Raw genomic sequence first — 20372 nt, forward strand, 5'->3', positions numbered from 1 at the left:
AGTTTGTTAGGTTTTATAGTTTTTCTTTTATGAAATTAGTCATTTTAGTATACAGTTGAAGGCGGGTTTTACCTCCGTAGATCCCATGATTTTTATCCGGATAGATTGCCCAGTCAAATTGTTTGTTAGCCTGAACCAGAGCTTCTATCATTTTCATAGAATTTTGAACATGTACGTTATCATCTGCTGTTCCGTGAATTAACAAAAAGTTTCCTTGCAACTTTTGTACATGTGTTATAGGCGAGTTGTTATCATAGCCTCCCGGATTTTCCTGAGGCGTTTGCATGTAACGCTCTGTATAAATACTGTCATAATATCTCCAACTTGTTACCGGAGCTACTGCAATAGCTGTCTTAAACACATCTGCTCCCTGGAAAATACAGTTTGAAGCCATAAAGCCTCCGTAACTCCATCCGAAAATACCAATTCGGGTAGCATCTACATAAGGGTATTTCCCAATCACTTTTGCCGCATCAATTTGATCTTCTACTTCATATTTTCCCAATTCCTTATAGGTACATTTTTTAAATTCTGCTCCTTTGAAACCTGTTCCTCTACCGTCAACACAGACTACAAGATAGCCTTGTTGTGCCAACATCATGAACCAGTAATCATTGATATTGTTCCAGTTATTGGCTACTTGTTGGGAACCGGGTCCTGAATATTGATACATGAAAACCGGATATTTTTTAGATACATCAAAATTTTTCGGTTTAATGATCCAGGCATTTAGTTCATGCCCCTTTTCTGTAGTAAGTGTAAAAAATTCTTTAGGGGCCACATCGTATTGAGCCAGTTTTGCTTCCAATATTTTATTTTCAACTATTGTCTTTAACACTTTTCCGTCCTTAGAATTGTTCAAGGTATAAACCGGTGCTGTTGTGGCATTGGAAAAACTATTGATATAATACTGGAAATTAGGACTGAAAGTAGCCTCATTTGTTCCGGTTTGCTCTGACAATCTTATTTTGCCTTTACCATTTATTTTTACAGCATAAATATCACGGTTAATAGATCCGTTCTCTACCGATTGATAGTATACTGTTTTATTTTTTTCATCATAACCATAGTAAGCTGTCACTTCCCAATTTCCGTTAGTTACTTGTTTTTTCAACTTCCCGCTCTTATCGTAATGGTAAATATGATTGTATCCGCTTTGCTCGGAAGTCCAGATAAAACTATTATCACTTAAGAATGTCAGATTATCTGTAACATCAACATAAGCCTTGCCTTTTTCGTTTAAAACGACTTTAGCGATTGCAGTTGTACCATCAATAAACAACAAGTCTAAATTATTCTGATGTCTGTTTAAAACCTGAGCACTCAAAATATCTGAGTCCTTAGTCCAATCAATCCTAGCGATGTAAAAATCATTATAATTGCTTAAATCAACGGTTTTTGTTTTATTTGATCTTGCATCAAAAACATGCAAAGAAACTTCAGAGTTTTTCTCACCGGCTTTCGGATATTTGAACACTTCCTGTGTCGGATATAATCCTTGATTGAAAATGTCCATTGAAAATTCCGGAACCTGAGATTCATCAAAACGGATGTAAGCCAGTTTATCTCCGGAAGCATTCCAGTCAAAGGCTCTCACAAAAGCAAATTCTTCTTCATAAACCCAGTCTGTAATACCGTTAATGATATGGTTCTTTTTACCGTCAGTTGTAATTTGTTCTTCAACTCCGGAAAGCAGGTCTTTTATGTATAAATTATTCTGGAAAGCAAATGCTACCTTAGTACCATCAGGGGAGAAAGTTGGTTCCTGAACCTCTTTGTTTGTTAATTTTTGTATTTTTTGGGTCGCGATATCTAATACAAAATATTCAGCAGTAAAAGAATGTCTGAAAATAGGTTTTGAATTAGTCGCAATAAGGATTTTTCCTTCTTTTTCATCAAAAGTATATGAGTCTACATATTGAATTTCAGTAAAATTCTTGGTATCGAAAAGTGTTTTTACTTTATCCAGAGTCTGAAAGTCATACAAGTCGATCTGCATGGTACGAGTACTTCTATCAAAATTTAATACGGTATATTGGTTCGTATTTTTCATAGCATGTAACTCATCCATTCCTTTAGTCCTAAAAGCACCCGACCAGATCTCTTCCAGCGATAACTTTTGTTGGGCAACTAATGAAACTGAACTACATAAGAATAATAACGTTAGAAATTTTATTGTCTTCATTTTATAAAATATGTAAAAAACCCCCAATTTTAGTGAAAATATATGAGACAGCCATAAATTTTAACCTATTTTAATCAAACAAATAATTTTTTTTTAACTTTAAAACATATTTTTTTTACAATAAATGACGCAAAGTTACTGCCTGCTTTTTAACCTGATAAACGGAGTGGAAATTTCATCCGTTCAGGCGTCGTTGTGTTTTGTTCTCAGTTTCTTTTCTTTTATTAAACTGAGTATTTTTTACAAATATTTAGTTATTTATCTTTTTTCATTTATTGTTATCTCTATTTTCTTTGCCCGAATATGGAATAAGTCTACAAAATTCAAATTCAGAAACAGTATTCTGTTAGAAACGCATGACGCTGCTGAATTCAACACTTACTTTCTGTATTTAGGTCTTATTTTCCCTTCTGTTGAAATTTTCCATCAGATCTTTGGCAGCACTAACCATTACAAGCTTATCGACTCTCTTGTTCTTGGCGGAATTTGTCTTTTCTTTTTTTATCTTACTTCCAAGAAACAATTCATAAAGTATTCCCAAACGCTATTTACAGTTTGTTTTTTAGCTTATTATGCTACAACTATCTATAATTTAGTATTCTATAAAATTGATTTCATCACTTTTTCAGAATATCTTCTATTGCTTTTTTTCTCTTTCAATATTTTCAAACAAATAAAAATATACTTTTTATTCATTTCTCTGTCTTTTCTGTTTTTGTTGGGACTTTTATACCTGAAACCGGGTGAAACAATACCGCTTATAGCCTTAATCAATTCGATCTTTATCATATTAGTCATCAACTTTGCCCGAAGACTTAATATCATTCACACAAACGAGAAGTTATTTCTCTCAAATGAGATTATCAATAATGCGAATTCATTAATCATTGCTACAGATAAATTAGGAAATCTGGTTTATTGCAACGATTCAATCTCTAAAATTCTAGGCTATACACCGGAAGAGGTAATGGGAGATAATTTTTGGAAACTGACACAGGATACCGATTTTAAAAATGTTGATTACAATCAAAAATTTAAGCCTAACACTATTTACAATCGGAAATTACGATGTAAGAACGGAGAAATCAAATACATTCAATGGTCTGACTTCAAATACAACGACAATCTTTTTGTTGCCAGCGGACAGGACATTACGTCTAAAATCCTCATTGAGAATAAATACTATGAATTTGTTAAAAATGCCCGAGATATTATTTATGAAACAGACAAATATGGTGTTATAACGTATTGTAACGACTTTACGTTTCAACTTACAGGATATGAATCTCATGAACTAATAGGTAAGCACTATAGCAATTTTATAAGAGACGATTATAAAAAAACCATCGAGAATTACTACATCAGTAACGGAGTAGAGAATGCAGAAATAGAAATTCTGGAATTTCCTATTCTAGCTAAGAACGGAACAAGTATTTGGGTTTCTCAAAAAATCTCCATTCAAAGAAATGAATATGGCAAAATTACCGGATATTCTTCTATAATGCGGGATATCACGTTTACAAAGTCTGTAGAAATGGAGGAGAAACGACGCTTAGACCGCATCACTCACCTCAATCAGATTTCAAATAAATTATCAACGCTTGATTTTCTGAAATTTGAAAGCCTGAGTCAATTATTAAAACACATCACTAAAGAGGCCTCCATAGGTTTAGAAATTGAACGCGTAAGCCTTTGGGAAAACTTTGATGACCACATCAGTTTAGAAAATCTATACATCCACAAAGAGAAAAAGCATTCTACAGATCTTAAATTATTTAAGGATAAATTTCCGAATTATTTTAGCTCAATTGATTCAATGCCTATAGTAATTGCTTCTGATGCGTCTAAAAACCCATATACCCGAGAATTTTACAACTCTTATTTTAAGAGTTATAACATTACCTCACTTTTAGATCTTCCCATTTACATTTCCGGAAAATTAACTGCGATTTTATGTTTTGAGGCTACTGACAAAATCAGAAACTGGACACATGAAGACATTAATTTTGCAAAGACAGTTTCTGAGATCATTGCATTAGCAATACAAACTTTTAAACGAAAAGAAGCGGAAAGTCAGATCATCTATAAAAACAAAATATTAACTGCTATAGCAGAGGTTACCAGCAAACTTTTGGTAAAAAAAGAATACAATCAGATTCTGGATTCCTCTGTTGAAGTTATTGCAAAGACATTAAATGTAAACCGCTTATATTACTTTGAAAATGATCTGAACAGTAATTTACTGAGTCAAAAATTTGAATGGGTTTCTTCCCCTGAACTTGCTGAGATCAACAATCCTGATCTACAGAATGTTCCTCACAATACATTTCCTACCTTGATGCGCAAATTGCTGAAAAATGAAAATTTTGAAGCCATTGTACAGGAATTGGAACCAAGTAATCTGAAAGAAATACTTTTAGCTCAACAAATCAAATCGATCTTGATCATTCCTCTTTTTTACAAGAGTACCTTTTTCGGTTTCTTGGGTTTTGACGACTGCTATGTGGAACGGAAATGGTCTTCAGAAGAAATGAACATTCTTAGAACATTAGCTAACAATATATCGGCAACCATTGCCCGTATTAATAATGAAAGGATTATAAAAGAAAATGAAGATAAATTTAAGCTCTTAGCCAACAATATCCCTGCAGGTGTCTATCTCGTTCGATTTGACGAGAACCGTTCTAAAATATACTTAAATAATGAAATTGAAAGACTTACCGGCTATAGCAAAGAAGATTTTCTAAGTAACAAGATCAAACTTTCGGATCTGTACCATCCGGAAGATAAAGAAGCGGCTTTAGAAGAGATCAGCCTTAGTGTAAAAAATAAAACTCCGTTTCATATTACAAGTCGAATCATAAAAAAAGACAACAGCATTATATGGATCGAAGAATTTGGCGAAGCCATCTTTATTGACGGAAACATAGAATATATTGAAGGAGTAGTCTTAGACATTACAGAAAGAAAAAATATTGAAGAAGCTATTTTGGCTAAAGAAGTTGCTGAAAAATCAAATAAAGCAAAATCTGAATTTTTAGCCAATATGAGCCACGAAATCCGTACTCCGCTCAACGGAATCATTGGGTTTAGTAAACTATTGCTCAACACTGATACGACCGGAGTACAAAAACAATACTTAGAAACTGTAAATCAATCTGCAGAAACACTTTTAAACGTGGTAAATGACATTCTGGACATTTCAAAAATTGAGGCTGGAAAATTACTTTTGGAAAACAGTAAAATCGACATCCATTCTGTGGTTAACGAATCTGTTGATATGCTCAAGTTCAATGCCCACCAGAAAGGTCTGGAAATCCTGATCAATATCCACGAAGACATAAAATGCAACATCTGGACCGATGAAATACGATTGAAACAGATCCTGCAAAACTTGCTTAGCAATGCGATAAAGTTTACTTTAAAAGGTGAAATTGAAATTGAAATTTCAAATGTAGAAGAAAATCCCGATCAGGAATTTTCCAAAATAATGTTCAGCATTAAAGATACGGGCATAGGAATAAAACCGGAAAACAAGACTAAAATATTAGAAGCTTTTTCTCAGGAAGACACCTCCACAACTCGTAATTTCGGAGGAACCGGACTGGGATTATCCATTACTAATAATCTTTTGAAATTAATGGACAGCGAACTGATTATTGAAAGCGAACCTAACAAGGGCAGTACATTCAGTTTTATTCTTAATGTAAAAGCTGAAAAATGCAAAACTCATTTTATATTAGTCAATAATCAATTTAAAGATACATTAATCATAGAAGACAATCCGCGTGTTGCGGCTATCATTCAACGTATATTCAATTCATTTGACATCAGAAACACCGTTGCAACCGACAAAGACACATTATGCGAAACCATTGCCAACTCAAATTATGACCTGATCTTATTAGATTATGAATATCTGGGTGATAAATTAACCGCAAAAATCATCAAAAACAATCCGAATATTAAGTGTATTGTTATGCATAATGCAACTACGAACTTTCCTGAGATCAAAAATTTCAAAAACGGTTCTTCAATCATAAAACCGATAAAGCTTAATATCCTCCAAAATTACCTGAACAAAATAAATAATGAAAATGAACCGATCATTATTCCTGTTTCTGAAGAAAAAAACAAATCAAACAGTACAATAGACCTATTAATAGTAGAAGACAACAAGATCAATTTACTACTCACCAAAACACTTATATCTAAAAGCTTCCCTAATATCATTATTCACGAAGCACATAACGGATTAGAAGCGCTAAAAAAATTCAAACAAGTTAACCCTAAAGTCACTTTAATGGACATCCAAATGCCTGTTATGAATGGTTATGAGGCAACTGTTGAGATCAGAAAAATTAATCCGAGGGCAATAATTATTGCTCTTACTGCCGGAATCATTGCCGGTGAAAAAGAAAAATGCATGGACATTGGCATGAAGGATTTCATCATAAAACCTATTGACAAAAAAATATTTAAAAACACACTTCAAAAGTGGCTTAAAACTTTAGAACGCTAATATTTCCTATCTTTGCATTTCTAAATTAACGTGCAAAATGACCCAAAACATAAAAGGCTTTTCCAAACTTACAAAAGAGGAAAAAATCAACTGGATTGCTCAAACTTATTTTTCCAATCCGGCAGAAGCCAAAACAGTAATTACACAATACTGGAACAACAATGAGGAACTTCAAAAACTTCACGACGAATTTATCGAAAACACCTTAACTAATTTTTATTTACCTTATGGTGTGGCACCTAATTTCCTTATTAACGGAAAGAGCTACACAATCCCTATGGCTATTGAAGAAAGTTCTGTCGTAGCTGCAGCTTCTAAAGCGGCCAAGTTTTGGAGTGAAAGAGGCGGTTTTAAAACTACCATCATTGACACCGAAAAAATCGGTCAGGTTCATTTTTTATTTGACGGAAACACAGATGAGTTAGAAGCCTTTTTTGATTGTATAAAAGCAAAATTCTGGATCGACACGGATGAATTCACCAAGAATATGCAAAAAAGAGGTGGAGGAATTGTCAATATTCAGTTAATCAATAAAACACACGAATTAGAGCACTACTATCAACTTCATGCTACTTTCAACACAAAAGACAGCATGGGAGCTAATTTTATCAACACCTGCTTAGAACAATTTGCTAAGACGTTAGAGAACGAAGCTCAGGAATATACTCCTTTCCTAAAAGAAAACCGGACAATCCAGGTTATTATGAGTATCTTAAGCAATTATGTCCCGAATTGCCTGGTTCGCGTAGAAGTATCGAGCCCCGTTGATAATATGAGTGATGATAAAAGTATTGAAGGAAAAGAATTTGCAGAGAAATTTGCAACAGCAGTCAAAATTGCCGAAATAGAACCTTATAGAGCCGTTACTCACAACAAAGGCATTATGAACGGTATTGATGCTGTGGTTATCGCTACCGGAAATGATTTCAGAGCGATAGAAGCCGGAGTACATGCCTTTGCCGGTAAAGACGGACAATATTCTAGTTTATCTCATGCTAAAATAGAAAACGGAATCTTCACTTTCTGGATGGATATTCCACTTGCTTTAGGTACCATCGGAGGCCTAACTTCCCTGCATCCCTTAGTAAAGTTCTCTCTTGAAATGTTAGGCAAACCATCAGCAGAAGAACTTATGCAAATTATAGCTGCTGCCGGTCTGGCACAGAATTTTGCTGCCGTTCGATCCTTAACCACTACAGGTATTCAAAAAGGGCACATGAAAATGCACATCATGAACATTCTGAATCAACATCACGCCACTAAAGAAGAAAAATTACAAGTCTTGGAATACTTTAAAGACACTACTATTTCTCACAGTCTGGTTGTTGATTATTTAGAAAGTTTAAGAAGCTGATTTTAAACTATTACAACAGTATTTCTTCCTCCAATAAAAAGGATATTACTATCGCAAACCGGTTAAAAACTATGGAAATAAAAAAATATTATAGTAACGGGAAATTACTTTTTACAGGTGAATATTTAGTCCTTGACGGAGCCAAAGCATTAGCTGTTCCTACAAAATACGGACAAACCTTAGAAATTGCACCTGCTGACCAAAACCAAATTGAATGGACCAGTTATGACGCCGATCAAAGTATCTGGTTTCAAGACATTCTTTTATTTGAAGATATTATTAAAAAAAGAAAATCGGATGATTACTCTGGTGTAAAAAATAAACTGATAGAGATTTTGCATCAGGCTTACAAACAAAATCCTGCTTATATTGACGAAAATAACGGTTTTAAAATAGAAACACACTTAACCTTTCCCAGACTATGGGGACTGGGAACTTCTTCAACGCTTATAAATAATATTGCACAATGGTTACAAATAGACGCTTTTGAACTATTAAGAAAAAGTTTTGGCGGTAGCGGATATGATGTTGCCTGCGCACAAAGTGATGCTCCTATAATTTATTATCTGGAAAACGATGAGCCACATTTTAAAAAGGTAAATTTTAACCCGCCATTTAAAGAAAACATACACTTTGTATACCTCAACAAAAAACAAAGTAGCACAGCAGCTATCACACAATATTTTGCTAAAGAGCATAGCCACAGCAAAGTTTTCTCCAAAATAAACAAAATTACTTTTGATGCTTTAGACTGTCAGGACGGACGTGATTTTGCTCTTTTAATGGAAAAACATCAGGCTTTAATGAGTGATGTTCTGGAAACTGAAACAGTAAAAGAAAAGTTATTTCCTGACTTCAAAGGTGTGATTAAAAGTTTGGGAGCTTGGGGTGGTGATTTCGTGATGGTAATCAGCAAAGATGATCCTACCGAATATTTTAACACTAAAGGGTTCAGCACCATACTCAACTATAGTGAAATGGTTTTATAAATAAAAAAAGAGAAGATATAAATCTTCTCTTTTTTTATTATCTACTATCTAAAAACAGTTTATTGCTTGATGATTTTTTGCGTATAACTTAAATTATCGCCTTGAACTTTCAACATATAAACACCCGCTTGCAACGACTGAATATTGATTGTACTTTCTAAATTAAAGCTATCTACTTTTTGTTCTACAACAACTCTTCCATTCAAATCAAACAACTGAATGTTTAATTTACCTGAATAATTCAGGATGGAAATATTTAAGTTGTTGTTCGCCGGGTTAGGATATACTTTAAACATATCCGTATTCTCAAAATAATTAGCTGATAAAACACAGTTCGGACCCGGTGCAGGCTCAGTAAAATCTTCTGTTTGATCATTAATACCTGCTATTCCGCTATTTGTTCCTGATGAAGCATTTACCCCAAGACCTCTTCTGGCGAATACTTCCCAGATCATACAATAATCCTCACCTCCTGTTGTTGCCTGATCAGCTGCAATAATAGCATCTCTACCACTAACGAAAGATGGGTTACAAGGCTGTAATTTCATTGCATCTAATACTAACTGCATTACTTTATTATTACCTCCGGTTCCGTTATACTTATCAGGATCAAAACCATACTTATCAATATACGCCCATGTTAAGTCCCAAAGCATAGTAGCCCACACTGTTCCTACTGAGTGCACATCTATATAATCTGAACCGTTATATGTATACCACATTCCGTTTGTATCTCCAAAAGTTAAAGGATCTATAGACATATCGGTTGAATAAGGATATTGTCTGATACCTGTTCCGTTTGTAGGCTCACTATATAAAAATGTAGCGATCCCTTTTACATCAGTAGGTTGGTCTCCTGCCTGTACTTGCATCATCAATGCTGCCCAATCAGACCATCCTTCTCCCATTTGTTCTGAACTCTGCAAACAAGAAGAATTTGATGCTCCACCTGTCAAACGAGTTGATATACCATGAGTATATTCGTGAGCTATAACTCCATTATCAAAATCTCCATCAGAATTGATAAATGTAACATCATCGTTTTTCAATGTAGCATTTACAGTTCCGGAAGCCATTTCCGCAATTAATGCTTCCCCTATGTTATAGGTAACAAAAACAGCCGGAATAGTAATTCCAGCATCTGCTCCCGACATGTTTACATATTGGTTCGGGTTTGCAGTATCATTATTAACAATGATAACAGCTGCAGCTCCTGCATTCTGTGCATTTAAAACTTTAACCGTGAAATTACATGTTCCTCTTCTAATCACTACGATTTTACCTGCTAATTGAGCAGCATTTACTGCTGTTTCACAAGCATCGGTATTATCAGGAGTTGCATCCTGATACAATACTAAATCAGTAGTCAATCCCGGAAGAGCAGGTAAATCTATATGCCCCGGATCAAAAGCATTATCTGCCGCATAATAATCTCCGGCTATCGAAGATGGCGAATTTATTGTCAAATAATAAGGAACAGGTCCTACATCCCATAAATACATTTGCATTCTAGGGCTTGAACCATCAACAGGTGTAGAAAAGTTTGCATTATTCGTTCCGCTTCCATCTTGAGCATCAGCATAAACAAAATCACCAAAGAAAGTTGTTGTTCCTCCGTTACCGTAATTATTCTTTTGAAAATTACCATTAACTTCATTAAATCCGTAATGGTACCAAACATCGTGCATGATGTTGTTCATATAAAACAAATTCGTTGTCGCAGCATCAGTATAAGTTGTCGCAGCAACACCTATACCTCCATAAGGGAAGTCGAATACTAAACTAGCACCTCCGTCAGGATAATTTCCGTTTCCGTTATTCCCGTTCTGATCTTCCTGAGCAAAAACATTATTACCTCTGGTATATGTATACTCTGCTCCGTCAATTTGATTTATATCATGCCAACCGTAAGGCGAAGCCACTAAGTCGTAAGGACTGGACAGTAATTGTCTGGAACCGTGATTAGGACTTTCTATTTCAAAAGGTAAAACATTATATGTACTTGACTCACTTAACAGTGTAGTTGTCGGTACATTAAACATTTTTTTGTATGAAAAGAAATTTTGTGAATCATGATGATGTTCCGGATCAGCACATCCTTTAAAGTCACAAGAAATAACCCAGTCGTGTTTTTCCAAAAGTTCTCCGTTTACTGCATCAATCCTAACGCTCCATAGATGTTTATAATCTTGAGAGTAATATGTCAGATCCCAAGCTAAGTGCAAATAATCATTTACTGAAGCATAAACTATTTTAGCCGTAGCTGAATCATCCAAATTTCCGTTAGAAAGTACAATTCGACCTCCGTTATAATCGAGCACCTGGTGAGAAACTGCATTCTCTCCTAAGTTTTGATGTGCATAATTGAAAGCTTCTAATACATCTACAACAGGTGTAGCTGTATTTATCTTTGAGCTTAAATTCTGAACAAATTTCACATCCGCATTTATTACCGCATCATTTTTAATCCAGAAATTAGAAACTGAATTAAAAACTTCAACTCCTTGATAATTTTGTTTTACGTAGTAATTGGTTATACCAGTCGCTTCACTGTTTGCAGTACTTTCAACAAACCAATCATTCACATCAGATTGGCTTAATCCTAATTTTTGTCTGTTAGTGTTCAGATACTCCTGAACCTTCGAATTATAGTCTTGAGCAAAAGTTACCAGACCCACCGAAAACAAAACAAAAAATTGTAATGTTTTTTTCATTATTAATTTATAGTTAAGTTAAGTTCAACAAAATTAAAACATTACGCAATAAAAGCAAATAATTTTGACACTTTCCACATTTTAATCACAAATTCCCTTGAGTAAGTTTAAAAAACTGAATCACTTTACCGTCTGTTAATAATGAAACGAAATGACAAACATGTAATAATTGCTCATAAACGGTTCCTTTTTCTACTTGGAATTTTTCCGGTAAAAGCTTTAATACTAATTTATCATAATTTGATTCCGTTCCGTTCATCTTATTATAATATGCCTCACAAAAAGCTGTTAACAAACCATTAATCACATTATACCCTACAATCTCTTTCTCAACTACTTCTTTACTTTGATATACTTTTTTGACGCTTATAGCTATTATATCATCCATCTGAGCTTTATACTTGCTTTTATCCATTAAGGAAACTGTAAACTCTCCTTTCAATATTTCTTCTTCATAAGTTAAAAAAACCTGAACAGCATCGCTAATTAAACTTCCTATTGCCAAAGCTCTCAAATAACTGATCCGGTCTTCTTTGGTTTTTAATGCGTTGTATTTGCTCTTATCAATAGAATGCTGTACTAACTTAACTAAAAACTCCAAAGCATAATCCTCTTCAATTAAGCCAAGGTTGATTCCGTCTTCAAAATCAATTATTGTATAGCAAATATCATCTGCTGCTTCAACTAAAAAGGCTAGCGGGTGTCTTTCATAACCTATATCTTCTCCTGACTTATTCGGAATGAGACCTAATTCTTCCGCCACTTCTTTAAAGAAAACTTTGTCTTGTTGAAAGAAACCGTACTTTTTATCACATATCTTAGAAGTTGGTTTCTTAGGCAAACTCTCTTTCGGATATTTCATAAAAGCCCCCAAAGTCGCATATGTTAAACGAATAGATCCCTCAACACCTTCTCTGGAAGTTGAAACCACCGAAAAACCATTAGCATTTCCCTCAAAGTCAACTAAATCCTGCCACTCTTTAGCCGTCATCTTGTCTTTAAATTTAGCTCCAACTCCGGTTTTAAAATATTCCCCTATAGCCTTTTCGCCAGAATGTCCGAAAGGAGGATTCCCGATATCATGCATTAAGGCCGCTGCTGCAACAATTGCTCCGAAATCATTCATATGATAGCCATGAACAGATTGTAAATGCGGGTATTTTTCTAAAATTTTTTTTCCGACCAAGCGTCCTAACGAACGTCCCACTACAGAAACTTCCAAACTATGAGTCAGCCTGTTATGTACAAAATCAGTTTTAGAAAGCGGAATAACCTGTGTTTTATCCTGAAGGCTTCGAAAAGCTGTCGAAAAAATAATACGGTCATAATCCACTTCAAAACCTAAACGTGTATCATCTTGTTCCGAACGCAATCTTTTTGTAGTATCTCCTTGTCGTTTTAAAGAAAGTAATTGTTCCCACTGCATCATAAAAGTAGAAGTTTTTGGCATATTGTTAATCGTTCAAAGTTACTCAAATTGAAACTATAAAAAAATGCCATTTCAAACAGATATAAAATCTTTATAAGATCTATCGACTCCGCTTGAAATGGCTATTTAAATAAATATTTTACAAAAGATTATGATCCGCACATTTCACAATCTTCCGGTCCGGAATTTTGTGAACGTTGCAACATAGCTCTAAACTCTTCTGTGCTCATTGCTTCCGCTTCTACCTTTACCGTTTTCGCTTCAACTTCTTGTTTGGGCTGTGCTTTTTTCTCATTGTCCAATGTAAATTTGATAGCATCAACTGCTGATTTAGTTCTCAAATAATACATTCCTGTTTTTAAACCGCTTTTCCAAGCATAAAAATGCATCGAAGTTAATTTAGCATAAGTAGCTCCTTCCATGAACAAGTTCAACGATTGCGATTGGTCAATGAAATAACCTCTTTGGCGAGACATATCAATGATGTCTTTCATACTCATTTCCCAAACGGTTTTGTACAGTTCTTTGATATCTTGCGGAATTCCGTCAATATTTTGGATCGAACCGTTGTTTCGCATCACTTCTTGTTTTAAGTTCTCATTCCACAAACCTAAATCTACCAAGTCTTTCAACAAATGTTTGTTAACCACAATGAATTCTCCCGACAATACACGACGCGTATAAATATTTGAAGTATAGGGTTCAAAAGCTTCGTTGTTACCTAAAATTTGAGATGTTGAAGCTGTAGGCATTGGCGCTAATAACAATGAGTTACGCACTCCGTTTTCCATTACTTCTTTACGCAATGACGTCCAATCCCAACGACCTGACAAATCATTATCATTTAATCCCCAAAGATTATATTGAAACTCTCCTTGTGAAATCGGCGACCCTGCAAATGTAGAATAAGCACCTTCTTCTTTAGCCATTTCCATTGATGCTGTAACGGCTGCAAAATAGATGGTTTCAAAAATTTCCTGATTCAATTTTTTAGCTTCATCACTGGTAAAAGGCATTCTCAATAAAATGAAAGCATCTGCTAAACCTTGTACTCCTAAACCAACCGGACGGTGGCGCATGTTTGAGTTACGCGCTTCCTCTACCGGATAATAATTTCTATCAATTACTTTGTTTAAGTTACGGGTAATACGTTTGGTTACATCAAACAAATATTGATGATTGAATTCTCCATCTTCTACAAACATTGGCAGTGAAATAGACGCCAGATTACAAACAGCGATCTCATCCTCAGAAGTGTATTCTAAAATCTCGGTACACAAATTTGACGATCGGATCGTTCCTAAATTCTTTTGATTCGATTTTCTATTTGCCGAATCTTTATATAGCATGTATGGTGTACCTGTCTCAATTTGAGATTCTAATATTTTTTCCCAAAGTTCACGAGCCTTAATCTTTTTTCTTCCCTTTCCTGCTGCTTCATACTCTTCATACATTCTTTCAAAGTCTTCACTATGGGTATCATAAAGTCCCGGACATTCATTCGGACACATTAATGTCCACTCTGCATCAGCTTCAACTCGTTTCATAAACAAATCAGGAATCCACATTGCATAGAACAAATCTCTTGCTCTCATTTCTTCTTTTCCGTGATTTTTCTTTAAATCTAAGAAATCAAAAATATCAGCATGCCAAGGCTCCACATAAATCGCAAAACTTCCTTTACGTTTTCCACCGCCCTGATCTACATAACGAGCAGTATCGTTGAATACACGTAGCATTGGAACAATTCCGTTTGAGGTTCCGTTTGTTCCTCTGATATATGAACCTGTAGCCCTTACATTATGAATTGACAAACCGATCCCTCCGGCAGATTGCGAAATCTTTGCCGTTTGTTTTAATGTATCATAAATCCCATCAATACTATCATCCTGCATTGTCAATAAGAAACAAGAAGACATTTGCGGCTTTGGTGTTCCCGCATTGAATAAAGTTGGCGTAGCGTGTGTAAAATATTTTTTAGACATTAATTCGTACGTTTCAATAGCCGAATCGATATCGTCTAAATGGATTCCGACAGAAACACGCATTAGCATGTGTTGCGGACGTTCTGCTATTTTCCCGTTAATCTTTAACAAATAAGAACGCTCCAACGTTTTGAATCCAAAATAGTCGTAATTGAAATCACGGTTATAGATAATTGTCGAATCCAAACGCTCCGCATTATCCATGATAACCTGATACGCCTCGTCTGAGATCATCGGGGCTTCCTTCCCTGTACGTGGATTTACATACTGATACAAATCAGTCATCGTTTCAGAAAATGACTTTTTAGAATTTTTATGTAAATTAGAAACAGCGATACGAGCAGCTAACTGTGCATAATCTGGATGAGATACTGTCATTGAAGCAGCAGTTTCAGCAGCTAAATTATCCAATTCTGAAGTGGTTACACCATCATACAAACCTTCAATTACACGCATAGCAACCTTTACCGGGTCAACTAAATCGTTTAATTCATAACACATCATTCTAATGCGGTCGGTAATCTTGTCGAACATTACCGGCTCTTTACGGCCATCTCTTTTTACTACGTACATACTCTATTGGATTATGAAGTTTTGAATACAGACCCTACACTTAGTCTATATACAAAATGGTTAATTTTTTTCTCTAAAATGTGCTCTTATTTTTCTTCCCGGCCCTTACGGAAGTATTCTTCTTCAGAAATTATGATTTGAGACAAAAAAATCCATTACGAATTAGCAACAGGCTTATCGTTGTCTCAAAAAAAGGTAACAGACGACAGAAAAAACAATATGTAATTCTGACGTTTTTGTTACTAAAAGCTAAAAATCGGCGTCGAAACTAATTTTGTTACCGCTGGTATCGTTGTTTAAAACTCCCGCTTTTTGATAATCAGACACTCGTTTTTCAAAGAAATTAGTTTTTCCTTGTAGTGAAATCATATCCATGAAGTCAAACGGATTGGTCACATTGTAAACTTTAGGACAGCCTAGCTCAACCAACAAACGGTCAGTTACAAATTCCAGATACTGTGTCATCAGTTTAGCATTCATACCGATCAAACTTACCGGTAAACTTTCGGTTATGAACTCGCGTTCTATATTTAGGGCATTTGTTAAGATCTCTGTAATTCTTTCTTTCGGTACTTTATTCACTAAATGATTGTTGTGTAAGTGCACTGCAAAATCACAATGTAATCCCTCATCACGCGAAATCAACTCATTGGAAAAGGTTAAGCCCGGCATAACCCCTCTTTTCTTTAACCAAAAGATAGAACAGAACGCTCCTGAAAAGAAAATTCCTTCTACAGCCGCAAAAGCAATCAATCGTTCAGCAAAACTCGGAGACTCTACCCATTTGAGAGCCCACTGTGCTTTTTTGGCAATAGCCGGAAAATTTTCAAGTGCTTTAAAAAGTATATTTTTTTCTTTTTCGTCTTTTACATACGTATCAATTAATAGCGAATAGGTTTCAGAATGGATATTCTCCATCATTAACTGAAAACCATAGAAAAATTTAGCCTCAGCGTACTGAACCTCGCTTACAAAATTTTCTGCTAAATTTTCATTTACAATACCATCAGATGCCGCAAAAAATGCCAAGATATGCTTGATGAAGTATTTTTCATCATCATTCAATTTGTTTTCCCAGTCATTAAGATCCTGATGTAAATCTATCTCTTCTGCTGTCCAGAAACAAGCTTCTTGTTTTTTATATTGTTCCCAAATATCATGGTGTTTGATAGGAAAAATTACGAATCGATCTTTGTTTTCTTGCAAAATAGGTTCGACTACTGACATAGTGGCTTGATATTTACTGCGTTATTAAATGATTACTTTAAGCGATAAGGGGAATACAAAGTTTGCCATTTGAATTGAAAAATAAAAGGCAAACTTATTCACAATTAGGGGAAGTTTTTAACAACTTTAAAAAATAACAATTGTTTTTTTACAAGTTACAAGATGTTGATTACCAAATGTTTAAATTTTTAAACAAACAAACAAAATCCCTGTTAACAAGTGAAAAAACAGGCGTTAAGGAACGATTCAAACAAAATCTTTTTCAGAATTAACAGCAATAAAAAAGTCTGTAAAAAGTTTTAATTCTCACAGACTTTATTTTGATATTTTTAATAAAAAAAACAGCATTGCTACTTCTTAAACTCTTCAGCTACTTTTTCCAATTCATCATACCATTGTTGACCGAATTTTCGCACCAAAGCTTCCTTTACAAATTTATAGACCGGAACTCCTAATTCTTCTCCCAAGGCACATGCATCAGAGCAAATATGCCATTTATGATAATTCACCGCCGCAAAATCAGAATATTCTTTAATACGGATAGGATACAAATGACAAGAAACCGGTTTCTTCCAATCTACTTCTCCCTGATTGTATGCTTGTTCAATTCCGCATAAGGCTGTTTTACCATCAAAGATAACATATGCACAATCTTTACCGTCAATCAACGGTGTTTCCAATTCTCCGAAATCAGAGACCACATGGGTTCCTTGCTCTTCAATCGCTTTTATTCCTTCCGGTCTGAGAAAAGGTTTTACCTTAGCATAGATTTCTGCCATAATTTTAGTTTCCTCTTCTTCTAAAGGTGCTCCGGCATCTCCATCAACACAACATGCCCCGTGACAAGCATTCAAATTACAAACAAATTCTTTCTCAAGAATTTCTTCTGAAATTATGGTTTTATCTAACTGAAACATTTTACAGGTGTATTTAAGCAACAAAGATACTTTAAAATTTAGAATTTAGAATCTTGCCTTTAAAAAAGTGCTATTTTGATAAGGTATCGTTAAAGTTAAGGCCACATCTTTAAGTATTCTCTATATTTGCATAAAATTTTAACAATGTTCAGCTGGAAAGAAACTTTTACTATCACAATGATCCTGTTTGCCGTAATAGATATTATAGGCAGCATTCCTATCATTGTTGACCTCCGCAGTAAAATGGGTCATATTCAATCGGAAAAAGCAACTATTGTTGCTGCAATTATCATGATATCTTTTTTATTTGTAGGGGAAGAAATCTTAAATTTGATCGGTATTGATGCTAATTCATTTGCCGTTGCCGGGGCATTTGTTTTATTCTTTTTGGCATTAGAGATGATACTAGGCATCCGCTTGTACAAAGAAGACAATCCGAGTACGGCATCAATCGTTCCTATTGCTTTTCCGCTTATTGCCGGAGCCGGAACGATGACAACGTTACTTTCGTTACGTGCGGAATATGAAAAAATTAATATTATTGTAGCCATATTAATCAACATCATTTTAGTATACACTGTTTTAAAATTATCAGGAAAAATAGAAAAACTATTAGGTTCTAACGGTTTAGGTGTCATACGAAAAATCTTCGGAGTTATATTATTGGCTATTGCTGTAAAATTATTTGCAGCCAATGTAAAAGGATTATTGAATTAAAAATAATAAAATGAAAATCTTAACTTATGTTATCATGGCTGTTGCCATAGCCCTAATAATCTTCAATCTGACTCAGGTAGATTTTTCCAACCCTTTTCAAGGCGATAGTACTATCGCTTCGATTGGTGTCGTTGCCGGATTATGTGCTATTGTTCTCTTATTGATTTTTAGAGCAGCCAGAAAAATTGATGAAAAAGTAAAATAAACTATGTTTGACGTTTTAATTATCGGCGCCGGAGTTTCAGGAGTTTCTTGCGCTTTAATTTTAGGATCTGCAAAAAATAAACCTTTTGCTACCGACAAAAAAATAGGGATTATTGCCCATCAGAAAGCTTCGTCTTTACAAACGGCTGTTTTTAATAATGCATACGGAATTCCTCCCGGAAAATTAGGATCTGAAATTTTATCGGAAAGTTTAGCTCATTTAGGCCAGACGTATCCGCATGTGGAGCAAATTTCCGGAGAAAAAGTAACGGAGATCAAGGAGCAGGATGATTTTTATATTGTTGTTACGAACAAGGGTCAATACAAATCAAAAGTCATTGTAGTCGCTATTGGTGCCGGAAACCCTATCTCTTTGGAAGGATTAGATGCCTACATAGAACCTCATCAGAAAATAGCGGCTGTCAAAAATAAGATCCAGCTTAAAAATAACGATCACTTAGTAAAACAAGGATTATATGTATCCGGAGTTTTAGCAGGACACAGAAGTCAGCTTTCTATTGCCGCAGGCAGTGGCGCAGCTGTCGGAACTGACATCCTAACCCTTTGGAATGAAGGCAACCCGACAGTTGTTCATGATGCTGTCAATAAATAATATATTTAGCTATTATTCTTTTCTTTTTTCTTAGCTCTGTAATAAAGAAAATAAGCTATTCCGATCAGAACCAGAAAAGGTAAAAAAGTTCCGATAACCACTCCTATTTCGTATTGTTTATCCGGAGCGTTTTTTATCTTTTCTTCTATATTTACTTGTTGAATTAAAGCGATCCACTTCATGATTTATTTGCTTTTAAATTTTGACAAGGCCTTTTTCGTAAAATCTGACAAAACAAGCCTTCCTGAAATAGCTGCTCTCTCAAACAACAAATGATCCCAATCATCAATTCCTTCCCACAATACTTTTTTAAGCTCGACTAATGCTTCCGGATTATATTCTGATAATTCTTCAGTATAACTCTTCAAAGCTGTTCTCATTTCTTCATTTGAATCAAAAACACGATTGAACAAACCATTTTCTTTTGCCCAATGAGCATCTTTCCATTGTGTCGGTTGCAATGCCATTTCTCCAACACCTGTTTTTCCTATTTTTCTGGAAACAGCAGGCTCAATAACAAACGGACCGATACCAATTGCCAATTCTGATAATTTGACTGAGGCATTTACTGAGGCAAAGACATAATCACAAGCAGCGATCAGACCCACTCCGCCTCCTACAGCTTTTCCTTGTACCTCTCCGACTATAATCTTTTCACATTTTCGCATTGCATTAATCACATGCGCAAAGCCTGAGAAAAATTTGGTTCCTTCTTCAAAATTGGAAATACTTAGTAGCTCATCAAAAGAGGCACCGGCACAGAAAGTAGTTTCCCCTTCACTTTTCAACACAATCAGTTGCACGGAATTATCTTTTCCTAAATTATAGAAAGATTGTGCTAATTGATTCAATAGATCACCCGGCAAAGAATTTCCCGCCTTATTATAAAAAGTAATTGTTGCAATTTTAGTATTGATTGCTGTTTTAACAAAAGCATCCATAT

The 20372-nt window shown here is 34.9% G+C and carries 14 protein-coding genes; 6 read left to right on the plus strand and 8 right to left on the minus strand.

Annotated features, from left to right (window positions below):
* Positions 1–13: 13 nt before the first annotated feature.
* Positions 14–2185 (minus strand): S9 family peptidase, encoded by a 2172-nt coding sequence (locus NHF50_RS05570; protein ID WP_252775317.1) that lies wholly within the window; start codon positions 2183–2185, stop codon positions 14–16.
* A 124-nt stretch (positions 2186–2309) separates the two neighbouring features.
* Here NHF50_RS05570 and NHF50_RS05575 point away from each other — a divergent pair, with 124 nt between their 5' ends.
* The 3 genes from NHF50_RS05575 to NHF50_RS05585 all read left to right on the plus strand — a co-directional run bounded on the left by NHF50_RS05575 (position 2310) and on the right by NHF50_RS05585 (position 9050).
* Positions 2310–6707, plus strand: a complete 4398-nt coding sequence (locus NHF50_RS05575; protein ID WP_252775318.1) for a PAS domain S-box protein — start codon at positions 2310–2312, stop codon at positions 6705–6707.
* A gap of 16 nt (positions 6708–6723) precedes the next feature.
* Complete coding sequence (locus NHF50_RS05580; RefSeq protein ID WP_308219327.1) at positions 6724–8061, plus strand: hydroxymethylglutaryl-CoA reductase, degradative; 1338 nt, start codon at positions 6724–6726, stop codon at positions 8059–8061.
* Positions 8062–8132: 71 nt separating this feature from the next.
* Complete coding sequence (locus NHF50_RS05585; protein ID WP_252775320.1) at positions 8133–9050, plus strand: GYDIA family GHMP kinase; 918 nt, start codon at positions 8133–8135, stop codon at positions 9048–9050.
* A 59-nt stretch (positions 9051–9109) separates the two neighbouring features.
* Here NHF50_RS05585 and NHF50_RS05590 read toward each other — a convergent pair whose 3' ends face one another.
* From NHF50_RS05590 to NHF50_RS05610, 5 genes are all read right to left on the minus strand, one after another.
* Positions 9110–11764: a T9SS-dependent M36 family metallopeptidase gene (locus NHF50_RS05590; protein ID WP_109568765.1), complete on the minus strand. Its 2655-nt coding sequence runs from the start codon at positions 11762–11764 to the stop codon at positions 9110–9112.
* Between the two features lie 85 nt (positions 11765–11849).
* Positions 11850–13190 (minus strand): dGTP triphosphohydrolase, encoded by a 1341-nt coding sequence (gene dgt, locus NHF50_RS05595; RefSeq protein ID WP_109570617.1) that lies wholly within the window; start codon positions 13188–13190, stop codon positions 11850–11852.
* 152 nt (positions 13191–13342) lie between these two features.
* Positions 13343–15751, minus strand: a complete 2409-nt coding sequence (locus NHF50_RS05600; protein WP_252775321.1) for a ribonucleoside-diphosphate reductase subunit alpha — start codon at positions 15749–15751, stop codon at positions 13343–13345.
* Positions 15752–16000: 249 nt separating this feature from the next.
* The gene (locus NHF50_RS05605; protein WP_252775322.1) at positions 16001–16978 is read right to left on the minus strand and encodes a ribonucleotide-diphosphate reductase subunit beta; all 978 of its coding nucleotides are present in this window, start codon (positions 16976–16978) and stop codon (positions 16001–16003) included.
* Positions 16979–17328: 350 nt separating this feature from the next.
* Positions 17329–17895, minus strand: a complete 567-nt coding sequence (locus NHF50_RS05610; RefSeq protein ID WP_252775323.1) for a DUF3109 family protein — start codon at positions 17893–17895, stop codon at positions 17329–17331.
* Between the two features lie 144 nt (positions 17896–18039).
* Here NHF50_RS05610 and NHF50_RS05615 point away from each other — a divergent pair, with 144 nt between their 5' ends.
* The 3 genes from NHF50_RS05615 to NHF50_RS05625 are packed head-to-tail and all read left to right on the plus strand — an operon-like array spanning position 18040 to position 19429.
* The gene (locus tag NHF50_RS05615) at positions 18040–18612 is read left to right on the plus strand and encodes a MarC family protein (RefSeq protein ID WP_109568768.1); all 573 of its coding nucleotides are present in this window, start codon (positions 18040–18042) and stop codon (positions 18610–18612) included.
* 10 nt (positions 18613–18622) lie between these two features.
* Positions 18623–18817, plus strand: coding sequence for a hypothetical protein (locus NHF50_RS05620; RefSeq protein WP_109568769.1), 195 nt, complete (start codon positions 18623–18625; stop codon positions 18815–18817).
* A gap of 3 nt (positions 18818–18820) precedes the next feature.
* Positions 18821–19429, plus strand: a complete 609-nt coding sequence (locus tag NHF50_RS05625; protein ID WP_252775324.1) for an FAD-dependent oxidoreductase — start codon at positions 18821–18823, stop codon at positions 19427–19429.
* Positions 19430–19434: 5 nt separating this feature from the next.
* Here the strand turns inward: NHF50_RS05625 and NHF50_RS05630 are convergent, their stop codons facing one another.
* The gene (locus tag NHF50_RS05630; protein ID WP_170108176.1) at positions 19435–19611 is read right to left on the minus strand and encodes a hypothetical protein; all 177 of its coding nucleotides are present in this window, start codon (positions 19609–19611) and stop codon (positions 19435–19437) included.
* Between the two features lie 3 nt (positions 19612–19614).
* Positions 19615–20370 carry an enoyl-CoA hydratase/isomerase family protein gene (locus NHF50_RS05635; RefSeq protein ID WP_109568771.1) on the minus strand — a complete coding sequence of 252 codons (756 nt, stop codon included), beginning with the start codon at positions 20368–20370 and terminating at the stop codon, positions 19615–19617.
* Positions 20371–20372 lie beyond the last annotated feature (2 nt).

The sequence above is a fragment of the Flavobacterium sp. NRK F10 genome (assembly GCF_024054235.1).
Classification (GTDB): Bacteria; Bacteroidota; Bacteroidia; order Flavobacteriales; family Flavobacteriaceae; genus Flavobacterium; species Flavobacterium sediminis.